Consider the following 15,260-nt stretch of genomic DNA (forward strand, 5'->3'; position numbering starts at 1 on the left):
CTTCGTGCAGTGGGACAGGTTCGTGGAGCGGCGCTCAGAGAGCCGGGGGCTCAGAGGGCCAGGGACTTTGAGATCACGCTCTTCATCACTTCGCTGGTGCCGCCGAAGATGCGGGTGACGCGGGCGTCCGCGTACAGCCGGGAGATCGGGTACTCCCGCATGTAGCCGTAGCCGCCGTGCAGTTGCAGGCAGCGGTCGACGACCCGGGCCTGAGTCTCGGTGGCGAACAGCTTGACCTTGGCGGCGTCGGCCGGCGTCAGCGTGCCGGCGTCGAGGCCGGTGACGGCGCGGTCGACCAGGGCCTGGGCGGCTTCGAGCTCGGTCGCGCAGTCGGCCAGTACGAACTTGGTGTTCTGGAAGTCCGCGACGCGGCGCCCGAAGACCTTGCGCTGCCGGACGTAGTCGATCGCCAGGTTCAGCGCCGCGGTCGCCGTTGCCTGTGCGGTGATCGCGATGGAGAGGCGTTCCTGGGCGAGATTGCTGGTGAGCAGGGCGAACGCGCCGCCCTCGGTGCCCAGGACGTTGCGGGCCGGCACCCGGACGTGGTCGAAGAGCAGCTCCGCGGTGTCGGAGGACTTCAGCCCCAGCTTGTCGAGGTTGCGCCCGCGGACGAAGCCCTCCATGCCGGACTCGACGACCAGGAGCGAGAGTCCCTTGCGCCGGTCCTCCCCGTCCCGGCCGGTCCTCGCGACCACGATGACCAGGTCCGCGTTGATCCCGCCCGTGATGAACGTCTTGGCGCCGTTCAGGATGTAGTCGTCGCCGTCCCGCACCGCGGTGGTGGTCATCCCGGCCAGGTCCGAACCGGTTCCCGGTTCGGTCATGGCGATGGACGCGACGAGGTCGCCGTCGGCGAATCCGGGGAACCAGCGCGCCTTCTGTTCGTCGTTCGCGTACTCCAGGAAGTAGGGCAGCACGGTGTTCAGGTGCACTTGGAGGCCGCCGAGCGAGGCGGCCGCATAGCCGATCTCCTCGAACACGATGGTGTTGAAGAGGAAGCTGTCGACGCCTGCGCCGCCGAACTCCTCGGGCACCTGCAGGCCGTTGATGCCTATCTGCGCGGTCTTCTTGAACAGTTCGCGCGGAGCCATTCCTGCCGCTTCCCACTCCGGCATGTGCGGCACCACCTCCTTGGCCATGAACTGGCGGACGGTGGCACGGAATGCGTCGTGCTCCTCGTCGAACAGGTTCCGTTCCATGGGGTACTCCTCGAATGGGTAGGGAGATGAGGGCAGTTGTCTTTCGGGAGGGCGGCCGGTGCGTCGCGGCTCGATGTGTCAGCGGTGCGACGGGGCGAGCGCTTCGGCCCGTTCGGCGTCGTACGTGTGGACGACGCCCGCGGCTTCGAGGGTGCGGACGGCGTCGCGGGCGTAGCCCAGCTCCGCGAGCACTTCGGCGGTGTGCTGGCCGAGTTCGGGGGCCGCGGTCCCCGACGGCTCGGGCACGGAGCCGAGGTGCCACGGCGATCCGAGGGTGGTCGTCTCGCGGCCGGCCACGTCGGTCACGCGGATGAAGATTCCGGACGCCTCGACGTCCGGGCTCGCCATGGTCTGGCCGTACGAGTTGATGCGCCCGGCCACCACGCCGTTCTCGGTGAGCAGGCGCATGGCGTCGTCGGTGGTCATCGTCGCGAATTCGGAGCGGAGTTCGGCCAGCATCTCGGGGCGGTGGCGGACGCGTGCGGCGTTCGTCGCGAAGCGCTCGTCCAGTGCCAGCTCCGGCCGGCCGAGGAGTCGGCAGAGACGCTCGAAGTGCGCGTCCGAGTAGGCGGAGACGACCAGGGCGCCGTCGCCGTTGGGCATGACGTCCGCCGCCGGGGCCAGGGCCGGCTGGCCGTTCCCTGTGCGGACGGGCTCCTTCCCGGTGAGCAGGTAGGTGCCCCAGTTCGGCGCCTGGAGGTGGACGGCGACCTCCAGGAGGGAGACCTCGACCTCGTCTCCGTGCCCGGTGCGCAGCCGCCGGACGTAGGCGCCGAGGACGGCCTGGGCGCAGACGTGGGCGGTGGTCGAGTCGACGACCTGGAAACCGACCTTCTGGGGCTCACGGTCCCGCTCGCCGGTCACCGACATGATGCCGCTCTCGGCCTGCGCGGCGATGTCCAGGCCCGCCCGGAGCCGGGAGGGCCCGTGCAGCCCGAAGCCGCTGACCGTGGCGTAGACGAGGGCGGGGTGCCGGGCGCGCATGGTGCGTGCCCCGAGGCCCAGGGACTCCATGACACCGGGGCGGAGGTTCTGGACCACGATGTCGGCGCCGGCGATCAGTTCCTCCGCGATCCGCAGGCCGCGGGGGTCCTTCAGATCGAGCGCGACACCGCGCTTGTTCCGGCTGTACGCGTTGAGCATGGCCTGCCCCGGCGCGCCGATCACCCGGGCGGACTCGCCGTGCACGGGCTCGACCTTGATCACGTCGGCGCCCATGTCGCCGAGGAGTTGGGCGGCGGCGGGGGCCGCGATGAACTGACCGAAGTCGATGACGCGGACACCGTCCAGGGGCTTGGTCATCGGGCACTCTCCTCGGCTCGGACACGGAGCACGGCAAGGTCGCGGTCCGGGTGGACCAGGAAGGTGGCGAAGAGGCTGCCGACGGCGATGAGCACGCCGACGAGGGCGAAGCCCTGGCCGTAGCCGACGATCTTGTTCGCGGCATCGCTGACGAAGTACCCGAGCACCAGCGGGGAGATGACGCCGGCGATGCTCGACACCGCGACCAGGCCGCCCATCACCGCGCCGCGCTTCCGCGGGTGTACGAAGTCGGCGACCGTGGTGATGGCCACCGCGTAGGAGGCGGTGTTGAGGGAGAACGCCAGGGTGATCAGCACCATCTGGAGCACGCCCTGGCCGACGACGGTGAAGCTGTACATCGCCACGCCGGAGGACACGACGAGTGCGCCCGTCAGATATCCGCGCGCCACCCGCCGGGACACGCCCTTGGCGAGGAGACGGTTGGAGAGTGCGCCGGCCGCGATGGACCCGGCTGCGGCCACCGCGTACGGAATCATCACCAGCCGGCCGGTGGCCAGGGTGGAGTAGCCCAGTCCGTCGGAGAGGTAGAGCGGCAGCCAAGCGACCTTCAGGGTGGTCGACCAGTACCCGAAGAACATGAGCAGGGCGATGCCGATGAGCGTGCCGCGTCGGATGAGGGTGGAGAACGGCGCGTCGACGACCTCGGACTCCGCGGCCCGGGCGGCGGGCGACGCGGCGGGAGCGTCCTTTCCGAACACCAGCCAGAGGACCGCCCAGATGGTGCCTGCCACGGCCAGCACGGCGAACGCCGCGTGCCACGACCACCTGACGATCACCCACGTCAGGATCGGCGCCATCACCACCGGCCCGAGGGAGGCCCCGGCGGCGACGATGCCGGCGGGCAGCGCCCGCTTCTCGGCCGGGAACCGCGACTGGACGGCCTGGTTGGCGAGGGCGAAGGCCGGGCCCTCGGCGAAGCCGAGGACGAGCCGACAGAGCACGAGCACGGTGAAGCTGACGGTCCCGACCAGCGGCAGCATGGTCGCAACCCACACGAGCATGAGGATGCCCAGGAGCCAGCGGAGCCCGATCTTCGTGGAGAGCGCGCCGAGGAGAATGGCCCCGGCGAAGAACAACCAGAAGAAGGCGCTCTGGACGACGCCGAACTGCTGGGCCGTGATGCCCAGGTCTTTCAGGATGCCCTGTGCGGAAAAGCCGATCACGGCCTTGTCTGCGTAGTTGAGCAGCATGAACAGCGCCAGCAGCACGGTAACGCTCCATGCGCCGGCCTTGGTTGGTGAAGCTGCTGCGGCCGGTGCCGCCTTGGGCAGGGTTCGAGTCATGAAATCTCCTCGCAGTGAGGGCATGAAGGGCGAGGCGTCAGAGGCGATGGACCGACGTGGTCGGGGCAGGGCCAGATGTCTGCTCGCCTGACGAACGGCGAAGACCGGGTTGCGATCTCGCGTCATCCCATTCAAGCCACGCGGACTGATCGCGTCCAAGACCGATATCCACCCGGACCGACTACGGTTGCCTATAGGTCGCCGGGCGGGGGCTGGGGGCCGCGCAGGGGCCGCGCAGGGGCCGCGCAGGGGCCGCGCAGGGGCCGCGCAGGGGCCGCGCAGGGGCCGCGCAGGGGCCGCGCAGGGGCCGCGCAGGGGCCGCGCAGGGGTGCGCAGGGGTGCGTTGTGCCCGTCGACTCGTTCTGCGCGCGGCCCCCCTGCACTGCGGTGGCGGCGGCAGGGGGCCGATGGACGAGGTGCGGGACAGTCTCCGCGATGGGCTCTACTGGTGCCTGACGTTCGCGGTGATCCTGCTGCCGGTGGGATGCGCGACCGGGCTCCGGGTGTGGGTCACCCTGGGCTACGGTTCGGGTCAGCAGCCTCCGGAGGCGGGGGTCCGGTCGGTGCCGGGGGCGCCGAGTTGGATCAGGGCGGGGGTCGGGGCGCAGCAGCCGGTCGCCTGCTCCTGGTCGGCCTCGGGGGTGTTGAGGAGCCCGCCGCCCTTGCACACCCCGGTCTCGGGGAGGGTGAGTTCGACGCGGTCGGCGGAGTCGGTGTCGCCGGTGAGTGCGGCGACGACGGAGCGGACCTGCTCGTATCCGGTCAGGGCGAGGAAGGTCGGGGCGCGGCCGTAGGACTTCATGCCGACCAGGTAGACGCCCTGCTCGGAGTGGGACAGCTCGCGGTGGCCGTGCGGATAGACGGTGCCGCAGGAGTGCTGGTTGGGGTCGATGAGCGGGGCGAGTTCGACCGGGGCCTGGAGGCGCTCGTCGAGGTTCAGGCGGATCTCGGAGAGGAAGGACAGGTCGGGGCGGTAGCCGGTGAGGGCGATGACCTCGTCGACCGGGTCGAGGCGGCGGCCGTCCTCGGCGACCAGGACCAGGCGGCCGTCGTCGTCGCGTTCGACGGCGTCGGTGCGGAAGCCGGTGACCGCGTCGGCGTGGCCGTCGTCCACTGCGGCCTTCGCAGCGAGGCCGAGGGCGCCGCGGGCGGGGAGCTGGTCGCTCTCGCCGCCGCCGAAGGTATCGCCGGAGATGCCGCGACGCAGGACCCATACGGCCTGCGTGCGGGTGCCGTCGCCGGACTTCGCGAGGTCGGCCAGGTAGGCGAGGGCGGTGAAGGCGGAGGCGCCGGAGCCGATGACTGCGGTGCGCTTGCCCGCGTAACGGGCGCGTACGGCAGGGTCGCTGAGGTCCGGGACGCGGTAGGTGATCCGGTCGGCGGCGGCGCGCTCGCCGAGGGCGGGCAGGCCGCTGCCGCCCGCCGGGGAGGGCGTGGCCCAGGTGCCGGAGGCGTCGATGACGGCGCGGGCGTGGAGGCGCTCTTCGCGGCCGTCGGCGTGGGCGACGTGCACGACGAAGGGCTGGCCCTCGCGGTCGGCGTCGACGATCCGGTCGCGGCCGGAGCGGGAGACGCCGGTGACGGTGGCGCCGGTGCGGACCTTCTCGCCGAGGGCGTCCGCGAGCGGCTGGAGGTACTGCTCGGCCCAGTCGCCGCCGGAGGGGTAGGTCGCGGCGTCGGGGTGGGTCCAGCCGGTGGGGGCGAGGAGCTTCTCGGCGGCCGGGTCGACGACCTCGCCCCAGGTGGAGAAGAGCCGCACATGCGCCCACTCGCGCACGGCCGCACCGGCCCGGGTGCCCGCTTCCAGAACGAGCGGCTCGATGCCCTGCTCGACCAGATGGGCGGCGGCGGCCAGGCCGATGGGGCCGGCCCCGATCACGACGACGGGCAGTTCGACGGTGGCGGGCGCGTTCACGGCGACTCCTCGCAGCTTGTTTCGACGGCTGTCGATGGCCTAGGCCGCCAGCATGGCACCTGCTTTGACGAACGTCAACATAGACATTTATCGAATTAGCGCTCAGGGCATCAGGTCGTCACGTCAGTTCCGTGCGCACAGTTCCGCGATCTCCCGGACCGCGTCCCGCGCCGGGCGGCCGACGCCGATCAGCGTCGCGGAGGCGGGCCCCGTCCAGTCGCCGTACCCGAGCAGATGCAGCCGCGGCTCGTCGACCGCGCGGGTGCCCTCGGTCGCGATGTGCCCGCGTGCGCCCCGGAGCTGGAGCGGGCCGAGGTGGGAGAGGGCGGGTCGGAAGCCGGTGCACCAGATGATCGCGTCCGCCTCGGCACGGGTGCCGTCGGCCCGGACGACGCCCTCGCGTTCCATACGTACGAACATGGGCGACGCCTTCAGCAGCCCCGCGTCCCGCGCCTCGCGCACCGGTGGCACGGCCACGATGTCGCCCAGCGCGGCGACGCCGCCGGTGTCGGTGCGGCCTGCCTCAAGGGCTTGCCGGCGGGCGGTGGCCGCGTCGAAGAGGGCGCGCCCGTCGATCTCGTCGGGCAGGAAGCGGGGCGGGCGCTGGGTGACCCAGGTCAGGTCGGTGTCGTACGCGAGATCGGCGGCGATCTGGGCGCCGGAGTTGCCGCCGCCGACCACCACCACCTTCCCCCGGCTTCCGGCCCGGGGGACCCCCAGCCCGGCGAAGTCGGCCGGCGAGCGGTACTCGACGGCGTGGAGCTGCCGTCCCGCGAACTCGGTGCGGCCGGGGACGGCGGGCAGGAACGGCCGCCCCCAGGTGCCCGTCGCGGAGATCACGGCTCGCGCCCGCCACGTACCGCTCTCGGACTCGACGCGCAGGAAGTCCCCGTCGCGATGCACGCCGCGCACCAACGCCGAGCGCACGATGGGCAGTTCGTAGCGTTGCTCGTACGCGGTGAGGTACTCCACGACGTGCCGCGCGTCCGGGTGGGCCTTGCCCTCCTGTACGGGCATGGGCCGGCCCGGCAGCGAGGAGAACGCCGCCGGGGAGAACAGGTGGAGCGAGTGCCAGGCGTGCTGCCAGGCGCCGCCGGGCGTGGACCGGGCGTCGAGGACGACGAAGTCCAGGCCCCGGCGGCGCAGGTGGTAACCGGCGGCGAGCCCTGCCTGGCCGCCGCCGATCACCACCACATCGGTCCGCCGCGTCACGCGGATGCGTTGATCGCGGACGGCGCGAACTTCTTGCGCCAGGCCAGCGCCACGTACACGAGCGCGACCAGGACCGGCACCTCGATCAGCGGGCCGACGACACCGGACAGGGCCTGGCCGGACGTGACACCGAAGGTGGCGATGGCGACGGCGATGGCCAGCTCGAAGTTGTTGCCGGCCGCCGTGAAGGCGAGGGTCGTGGTGCGCTCGTACGTGAGGCCGATGGCCTTGCCGAGGAGGAAGGTGCCGAAGAACATCACCGCGAAGTAGACGAGGAGGGGGAGCGCAATGCGGACCACGTCGACCGGCTGCGAGGTGATCGTCTTCCCCTGGAGGGCGAAGAGGATGACGATCGTGAAGAGCAGGCCGTACAGCGCCCAGGGGCCGATCTTCGGCAGGAAGTTGGACTCGTAGCGCTCGCGGCCGAGCTTCTGCTCGCCGATGCGGCGGGTGAGGAAGCCGGCGAGGAGCGGGACGCCGAGGAAGACGATCACGTTCAGGGCGATGTGCCAGACGGGGACGTCGAGCCCTTGGCCGTCGCCGAGGCCGAGCCACTGGGGCAGCAGGTCGAGGTAGAACCAGCCGAGCAGGCCGAAGGCGATGACCTGGAAGACCGAGTTGAGGGCGACGAGCACGGCGGCGGCCTCGCGGTCGCCGCAGGCCAGGTCGTTCCAGATGATCACCATGGCGATGCAGCGGGCGAGGCCGACGATGATCAGGCCGGTGCGGTACTCGGGCAGGTCCGGCAGGAAGATCCAGGCGAGGGCGAACATGACCGCCGGGCCCAGGATCCAGTTGATGACCAGCGAGGAGAGCATCAGGCGCCGGTCGCCTGTGACGGCATCGAGCCGGTCGTAGCGGACCTTGGCGAGGACCGGGTACATCATCACGAGCAGGCCCAGGGCGATCGGCAGGGAGATGCCGCCGATCTCCACCTGGGCCAGCGCGTCGCCCATGCCGGGGATCAGCCGGCCGAGGCCGAGGCCGACGGCCATGGCGAGCAGGATCCACACGGCGAGGAAGCGGTCGAGTGTCGACAGCTTCGCGACGACCGAGGACTCCTCGGCTGTCGTGGGGGCGGGGGATTCGGTGCGGGTCACGGGCAGGCCCTCTTGTTGTCTGCGGCGGTACGGGCGGTCTCTGCCAGCTCGGCGAACTGGCCGGCGAGCGAGGCGACGACGTCCGGGCGGAGCTTGTAGTACGTGAAGCGGCCGCACGGCTCGGTGTCCACGACCCCGGCCTCGCGCAGCACCCTCAGGTGGTTGGAGAGGTTGGTCTGCCGGGCACCGGTCTCCTCGACGAGGTGGGTGGTGCACAGCGTCTCGCGGGCGAGCAGGGTCACGATCTGCAGCCTGAGCGGGTCGGCGAGGACTCGGATCAGGTCAGCGTCGACTGACGTCATCATGGGCTGATACTGTCACATCATCGACGGCTGACACGAGCGCGGGCTGACTTGCCGGGCACGCAGTGCTCGTACGGCCCGCACTGAAAGTGCCGCCCGCACCGCCCGTACCGTCCCGTAGCGCTCGTACCGCCCGCACCGCCCGCACCGCCCGCACCGCTCGTAGAGGGAAGAACGCATGTCCTCCGTTCCGCTCGCCTCCGTCCTGTTCGTCTGCGTCCACAACGCCGGACGCTCCCAGATGGCCGCCGGATTTCTCGACCACCTCGCAGGCGACCGCATCGAGGTCCGCTCCGCCGGTTCGGTCCCGGGCGACCGGGTCAACCCGGCCGCGGTCGAGGCCATGAAGGAGGTCGGGATCGACATCGCCGACGCCAGGCCCAAGGTCCTCACCACCGAGGCCGTCCAGGCGTCCGACTACGTCATCACCATGGGCTGCGGCGACGCCTGCCCGGTCTTCCCCGGCAAGACGTACCTCGACTGGGCCCTGGAAGACCCCGCGGGCAAGGGCGTCGACTCCGTCCGTCCGATCCGCGACGAGATCAAGACCCGTATCGAGGCCCTCATCGCCGAGATCGACGCCCAGCGGACGGCGTGAGGCGCGGACGGACCGTCGTACGCGGCCCGGCTTCCGTTACGCCCTTCCCCTGATCGTTTACGCCCCGCCCCTGATCGTTGCCTCAGTGCACGGCGCCCCGCGCGTCCTCGGGATGCAGTCGGGGCCTGCCCGCCAGGGAGGTCCAGAGGTGCGAATCGGCGTCGTCCTCGGGGAGTTGGGCGAGCATGTAGTGCACGCACCGTTCGATCTTGACTCGCCACAGACGGGCCGCCTCGTTTCCGTCGGCGTCGCGCAGCGCCTCGTGGACGACGGCGTCTTCATGGGCGATGGTGCCGCAGGCCTGGCTGTAGTCCATGTCAAGGACGGTGACGAACATGCGCAGCCGGGCCGTGAGACGTTCGAAGGTGTGGGCGGCCTCCGGCAGATCCGCGCTGCGCGCGAGGGCGTCCTGGAACCGCAAATCGTCTTCGCGGATACGGGTGTGGTCGTTCTCGCGGGCGGCGGCGCGGACCTCCGCGAGGGCGGCCGAGGGCGAGGCCAGCTGCTCCGGCCCGAGCATCGCGACACGGCGGATGAGCAGGGCACCGAGACTGGCCCGCAGCGCATAGAGGTCGAGGACGTCCTTCGCCGTGATGGCGGGGACGGCGGTCGCACCGCCGGGGAGCGGCTCCAGCATGCCTTCCTCGGCCAGTGCCCGCAGCCCCGCCCGGACGACGCGGCGCGAAAGGCCGAGACGGGAAGCGAGCGGAGCCTCCCGCACGCGGTCTCCGGGACGGTGGCCGGCGGCGAGGACGGCTTCCCGCAACAGCGCTACGACGGGGTCGGTGGTGAGGGGGGCTCCGGGTGGCGCGTCGACGGGTGCGGTGCGGGGCGCCGTGGCGGTGTCGACGCGCTCGGCTGTACGCGCATCCCGCACTCTTGAGTCACTGCCAGGGCCACAGATGGCGGGGCTTTCGTAGGGCGGACGAGCCGTGACGGTACGCATGAACGGGGTGGCGGACGGGGTCCACGTGGTGGACCAGGTCAGCAGCGCATCGCGGAGGCGGGACCCCTCGGGCGCCGCTCCACGCGGGAGCCGGCCGTCCACGGCGAGGAGACGCCGGGTCTCTTCGGTCCACTCCGCGGGTGTGGGTGCCGGGTGCCAGCGGAGGCATCGGGGGTCGGCCGTGTCCGGTCCGTCGAGTACGCCGCGGGCCTCCGCGGGCACCCCGTGCGCGAGCAGGTGCACGTGTGCCCCGGCACCCGCTTCCGACGTCACCCGCTCCAGAAACGCGCGCAGTTCGGAGCGGGCGGAGCCAGCGGCGGCCGGGGCAGAGCGGTCCGGGGCATCGCGGGCCAGGTCAGAGCGAGCCGAGCGGGCCAGGTCAGAGCGGGCCGGGGCAGAGGGAACCGTCGCGCCTCTGTCTTCCGCGTCCCCCTTCCCCCGCAGCGCCGAGAACGCCCCGGCGACGGCCAGCACTTGGGACACGTCCGAGTCCTGGCCGAACAGGCGCCCAACGGCGGTCGGTGGGGAGCTGCGTGCGGCCCTGCCTCGTCCGGCGCGGGCCGTCACGGCGAGCACGCACATGGGTGGAGCGAGGAACAGGCCGACCATCTCCTCGGCACGGTCCGGCAGGGACCACGCCGAGCGCACCCGGGTCGCGTTCCGCGGCGCCCCCTGCACGCCGTAGGTCCGCCAGACTCTGCTGACCGTGCTCTGACTCAGGCCGGTCTCCGCCGCCATGGCGCGGGTCGACCAGGCCCGCCGGGCGCCGGACGGCGGGGGCGTGAGCGTCCGGAGGAGAACGTGCGCCACCGTGTCGTCGTCCGCCGTGGGCGGGCGTCCGGAACGCGGCTGCTCGTCCAGGCCGTCGAGCCGCTCGGCGAGGAAGCGGGACCGCCACTTTCCGACCATGTCGCGGGAGATTCCCAGGCGCTGGGCCACGGCGGTGTTGGTGGGCTCCTCCTCGCAGGCCAGCACGATCTTCGCGCGCAGGGCATGCGCCTGCGAGCAGGTACGACTGCGGGTCCACTGCAGGAGCGCGGCCCGCTCGTCCGCAGCGAGGGTCACGGCGTTTCGGGGACGGCCAGCCATGCGTCAACCGTAGCCGAATTTCCGACTCACGGACAGGTCGGAGCCTCGTCGGACAGCAGGGGCATTGTTGGCCGCCCCCGGCCTTCCCATACTTCCTGTCATCCGGCGGCCACTCCTCCGCCAACCAGCAGAAACCCGCGTACTTCCCTCGATTGCTGCGAAACCGGCTGCCAGTAGGACGGACGGGACAGCAGCACAGCGGGACAGCAGCACAGCGGGACAGCAGGAAACGATCCCGTACGACATCGACCCGGACCCTGTCCCGCGCTGCCCTTTACGTAGGCGCGGGCCGCTCCCGGAGGCTGAGATGACCGCACACGCAAAGAGCACGGCCGAGAACACACCGGAGAACACACCAGAAAGCACTCCGGAGACCCCACCGGAGAACAGAGTGGACGACGCGCCCTTGTCGCGCTTCCACAAGAAGCTGGCGCTGTACTCCTCCGGCGGGCCGTTCCTCGACGGCTACGTCCTGAGCATCATCGGCGTCGCGATGGCGCAGATCACCCCGCAGCTCCAACTGTCGGACTCCGCCCAGGGGTTGATCGGCGCGTCCGCGCTCATCGGTATCTTTCTCGGCGCGTTCGTGGGCGGCTGGCTCACCGACAGGTTCGGCCGACAACTCCTCTACACCATCGACCTGGTCGCCATCATCGTCTGTTCCGTCGCGCAGTTCTGGGCGACGGATCCGGTGTGGCTGTTCGTCCTGCGCCTGCTGATCGGGATGGCGGTCGGCGCCGACTATCCGATCGCGACCTCGCTGCTCGCCGAGTTCACGCCGCGCCGCTACCGCGGTCCGCTCCTCGGCGGCCTGGTCGTCATGTGGTTCGTGGGTGCGGCCACCGCGTACATCGTCGGCGAGATCATGCTGTCGTACGGCGGCGACGACGCCTGGCGGTGGATGCTCGCCAGCGCCACCCTGCCCGCCACGGTCATCGTGCTGCTGCGCCACGGCACGCCCGAGTCCCCGCGCTGGCTGGCGAACAAGGGCCGCGCCGAGGAGGCCGAGGCCGTCCTCAAGAAGGTCTACGGCCCCGAGGCGACGATCGCCGATCTGCCGACGGAGGAACGCGAGAACGTCGACCTCAAGGCGATCATGCGCTCGGGCTACGGCGGACGGATGCTCTACATCACCGTCTTCTGGACGTGTTCCATCGTCCCGCTGTTCGCCATCTACGCTTTCGGCCCGAGGATCCTCGACGCACTTCACCTCGAAGGCGGCCTCGCCAACATCGGCGAAGCGCTCATCACCGTCATGTTCCTCACCGGCTGCGTGCTCGCCCTGTTCTGCGTGAACCGCATGGGGCGGCGCCCTCTGGTCATCCACAGTTTCGTCTGGTCCGGTGTCGCCCTGCTGCTGCTCGGCATCTTCCCCGACGCCCCGTCGAACGTGATCATGGCGCTGTTCGCCCTGTACGCGCTGATCATCGGCGGCACCCAGATCCTGCAGTGGGTCTACCCGAACGAGCTGTTCCCGACCGAGGTACGCGGCTCCGCCGTCGGCCTGGCCTCGTCCGCCAGCCGCATCGGCGCCGCCGTCGGCACCTACCTCGTACCCGTGGCGCTGACCGCCTGGGGCATCGGCGGCACCATGCTCGCCGCCGCGGCCATCAGCCTCCTCGGCGCCGGCGTCTCCGTCCTGTGGGCGCCCGAGACCCGCGGCATGTCCCTCGACGAGGCGGCCACCCTGCCCGACCGGTCCCCCCGGTCCCCCCGGTCTCCGGAAAGCCTCCGGGTCTGACCGTTCGGCACCCCGCCGGACAAACGGTCAACACGGATAGCACGGATAACGCGGATAACGCGGATAACGCGGACAACACACCGTCCTCGTACGGAAGTTGCTGCTCACGCACGGAAAGAACGGAAAGAAGAGAGGTGTACCGATGAAGGACGTCGTCATCGTCGGCGGAGGCATCGCGGGCCTGTCGGCCGCCTGGCGGCTGCGGCACTGGGACACGCTGCTGCTCGAATCCGAGGGCCGGGTCGGCGGCCGCATCCGCTCCGAGCGGCGCGGACCGTACTTCCTCAACTGGGGCGGCCATGTCTACGCGGGCGGCAACTCCGCCACCGGATGGCTCCTGAACAACACCGGCGTCGAGGCGATCGACGTGCCGGGCTCGCTGTCCGGCCTCTCGATGAACGGCAGGACGATCATGGAGGGCCGGGTGGAGACGTACCCATTTCGCATCCCGATGCCGCTGCAAGCCCGGATCGGCATGGTGAGGACCGGCGCCAAGGTCGCGCTGCAGGTGGCCCGTTACTCCCGCATCGTCGGCCGTCGCAAGGGCGAGACGGCCGCCGAACGCCAGCAGCGGATCTACGAGTTCCTCAACGACCGCTCGTTCAAGGACTTCATCGGCGACGTGCCCGCCGACACCCAGGCCCTGTTCGAGCCGACGGTCACCCGGTCCGCGGCCGACATCGACCAGCTGTCGGCGGGCGCGGGCGTCGGCTACTTCAGCCTGGTCTGGGGCATCGGCGGCGGGCTCACACAGTCCATCGTCGGCGGCCCGTCGACGCTCACCGAGTCAATTGCGGCCTCGCTCGGCGGGAACCTGCGCCTTGACGCGCATGTGGACGAGATCGCGCACAAGAAGGACTCCGTCGTCGTCCGCTACCGCGAGAACGGCGTCCCGCAGGAGGTGCAGGCCCGTACGGTCGTCCTCGCCACCCCGGCGACGGTCGCGCACCGCGTCGCCGTCGACCTGGACCCGGACATCCGTGAGGCCCTGTCAAAGGTGGCCTACGGGCCGTACGTCAGCGCCGCGTTCCTGTCGAACGAGACCGGGCGGCAGCGGTGGGACGACGCGTACGCCATCGCCACCCCGAAGCGGTCCTTCAACGTGGCGCTCAACATGTCCAACATCGTCCGCGGCCACGAGCGGGAACGGCAGCCCGGCAGCAGCCTGATGACCTTCTCCCCCGGCTCCCTCGCCCGCGGCCTGCTGGATCACGACGACGACACCGTCCGCCGCATCTACCTCGACGACCTCGACCAGGTCCTGCCCGGATTCGCCGACCACGTCGTCGAGGCCGAGGTGCAGCGCTTCCCGACGGGCGCCCCGTACTGCTTCCCCGGCCGCGCCGAACTCCAGCCCGCGCTCACCCGCCGCGGCGGCCGGGTGTTCCTGGCCGGTGACTACCTCGGCACGCTCTACACCGAGACGGCCATCTCCTCCGGCCTGTCCGCCGCGACCGAGATCCGCAGCATCCTCGCCACCGACCGGCAGACGGCCCGCCGCACCCTCAGCTCCGCCGCCTGAAGCCCAGCCCACCAGCTTCCCTGCCCATCCCACCAACTTTTCCTCGCAGCCCTCCAACTTTCCTTCCCAGCCCACCAACTTCCCTTTAAATCAAAGGAGTTACCCCATGGCTTCGCACCTCAACGGCATCCTCACGGCCCTCGCCACCCCCTTCTCGCCGGACGGCGCGATCGACGAGAAGCTGCTGCGGCGGCTCGTGGACCGGAGCGTGAACGGCGGGGTCGACGGCGTCGTCGCCTGCGGCTCCACCGGCGAGTTCGCGGCCATGACCGGGGACGAGCGGCGCCTGCTCGTCGAGACCGTCATCGACCAGACCGCGGGCCGTGTCCCCGTCATCGCGCAGACGGGCGCCGTCTCCACCCGCGAGGCCGTCGCGCTCTCGCGGCACGCCGAGGATGCCGGGGCCGACGTCCTGATGGTCGTCACCCCGTACTACGAGCCGCTGACCCTGGACGAGACGCTGCGCTACCTGCGTACGGTCGCCGACTCCGTGCAGATCCCGGTCATGCTCTACAACCTCCCGGGCGCCACCGGCGTCAACCTCGACCCGGACACGGTCGGCGCGCTCGCCCGCAAGCACCGGAACATCCGCTACATCAAGGACACCACCGGCGACATGACGCAGGCCGGGAAGCTGATCCACCACCACGGCGACGTCATCTCCACGTTCATCGGCTGGGACGCCCTGCTGCTCGCCGCAGTCTCCGAGGGCGCGGCCGGTGTGATGGCCGGTACGGCGAACGTCATGCCCGCCCAACTCGTCGCCGTGCACCGGGCCTTGACGGCGGGCGACCTGGCCGGGGCGCGCGAGCTGTGGGCGCGGATCTACCCGCTGATGGACACCCTGATGTCGGCCGCTTTCATCCCCGCCGTGAAGGCCGCCCTGGAGGAGATCGGCCTGCCGGTCGGCGGGCCGCGCGAGCCGCTGCTGCCGGTGGACGCGGAGACGCGTACGCGGATCGCTGCGGCGCTGGAGGACCTGCCCGAGCTGACGGCCGCCCGGTAACGCGGGGACCGGTCACCGACCCAA

12 protein-coding genes are annotated in these 15,260 nt (G+C 71.0%); 4 read left to right on the top strand and 8 right to left on the bottom strand.

The window, feature by feature from the left end:
* Window positions 1-50: 50 nt before the first annotated feature.
* From QIS99_RS23640 to QIS99_RS23670, 7 genes are all read right to left on the bottom strand, one after another.
* Window positions 51-1,199, bottom strand: coding sequence for an acyl-CoA dehydrogenase family protein (locus tag QIS99_RS23640; protein WP_282515624.1), 1,149 nt, complete (start codon window positions 1,197-1,199; stop codon window positions 51-53).
* 78 nt (window positions 1,200-1,277) lie between these two features.
* Window positions 1,278-2,501 carry a CaiB/BaiF CoA transferase family protein gene (locus QIS99_RS23645; RefSeq protein WP_282515625.1) on the bottom strand — a complete coding sequence of 408 codons (1,224 nt, stop codon included), beginning with the start codon at window positions 2,499-2,501 and terminating at the stop codon, window positions 1,278-1,280.
* Window positions 2,498-3,730, bottom strand: a complete 1,233-nt coding sequence (locus QIS99_RS23650) for an MFS transporter (RefSeq protein ID WP_282515626.1) — start codon at window positions 3,728-3,730, stop codon at window positions 2,498-2,500. Before QIS99_RS23650 ends, QIS99_RS23645 begins: the two co-directional genes overlap by 4 nt.
* A gap of 607 nt (window positions 3,731-4,337) precedes the next feature.
* Window positions 4,338-5,720 (bottom strand): NAD(P)-binding domain-containing protein, encoded by a 1,383-nt coding sequence (locus QIS99_RS23655; protein WP_282515627.1) that lies wholly within the window; start codon window positions 5,718-5,720, stop codon window positions 4,338-4,340.
* Between the two features lie 123 nt (window positions 5,721-5,843).
* Window positions 5,844-6,932 (bottom strand): ArsO family NAD(P)H-dependent flavin-containing monooxygenase, encoded by a 1,089-nt coding sequence (locus QIS99_RS23660; protein ID WP_282515629.1) that lies wholly within the window; start codon window positions 6,930-6,932, stop codon window positions 5,844-5,846.
* Window positions 6,929-8,032, bottom strand: coding sequence for an ACR3 family arsenite efflux transporter (gene arsB / locus QIS99_RS23665; RefSeq protein WP_282515630.1), 1,104 nt, complete (start codon window positions 8,030-8,032; stop codon window positions 6,929-6,931). Before arsB ends, QIS99_RS23660 begins: the two co-directional genes overlap by 4 nt.
* Window positions 8,029-8,337, bottom strand: coding sequence for an ArsR/SmtB family transcription factor (locus tag QIS99_RS23670; RefSeq protein WP_282515631.1), 309 nt, complete (start codon window positions 8,335-8,337; stop codon window positions 8,029-8,031). Before QIS99_RS23670 ends, arsB begins: the two co-directional genes overlap by 4 nt.
* 175 nt (window positions 8,338-8,512) lie before the next feature.
* Between QIS99_RS23670 and QIS99_RS23675 the strand changes: the two genes are divergently transcribed.
* Entirely contained in the window at window positions 8,513-8,932 is a 420-nt protein-coding gene (locus QIS99_RS23675) for an arsenate reductase ArsC (protein ID WP_282515632.1), read from the top strand.
* 82 nt (window positions 8,933-9,014) lie between these two features.
* Here the strand turns inward: QIS99_RS23675 and QIS99_RS23680 are convergent, their stop codons facing one another.
* Window positions 9,015-10,967 (bottom strand): helix-turn-helix domain-containing protein, encoded by a 1,953-nt coding sequence (locus tag QIS99_RS23680; protein ID WP_282515633.1) that lies wholly within the window; start codon window positions 10,965-10,967, stop codon window positions 9,015-9,017.
* A gap of 307 nt (window positions 10,968-11,274) precedes the next feature.
* Between QIS99_RS23680 and QIS99_RS23685 the strand changes: the two genes are divergently transcribed.
* The 3 genes from QIS99_RS23685 (at window position 11,275) to dapA (ending at window position 15,236) form a co-directional block, all read left to right on the top strand.
* A complete protein-coding gene (locus QIS99_RS23685; protein ID WP_282515634.1) occupies window positions 11,275-12,708 on the top strand; it encodes an MFS transporter in 1,434 nt (477 codons plus the stop codon).
* Between the two features lie 142 nt (window positions 12,709-12,850).
* A complete protein-coding gene (locus tag QIS99_RS23690) occupies window positions 12,851-14,230 on the top strand; it encodes a flavin monoamine oxidase family protein (RefSeq protein WP_282515635.1) in 1,380 nt (459 codons plus the stop codon).
* A gap of 106 nt (window positions 14,231-14,336) precedes the next feature.
* A complete protein-coding gene (dapA, locus tag QIS99_RS23695; RefSeq protein WP_282515636.1) occupies window positions 14,337-15,236 on the top strand; it encodes a 4-hydroxy-tetrahydrodipicolinate synthase in 900 nt (299 codons plus the stop codon).
* Window positions 15,237-15,260: the final 24 nt, after the last annotated feature.

Source organism: Streptomyces solicavernae (assembly GCF_029968095.1).
GTDB classification, from domain to species: Bacteria; Actinomycetota; Actinomycetes; order Streptomycetales; family Streptomycetaceae; genus Streptomyces; species Streptomyces solicavernae.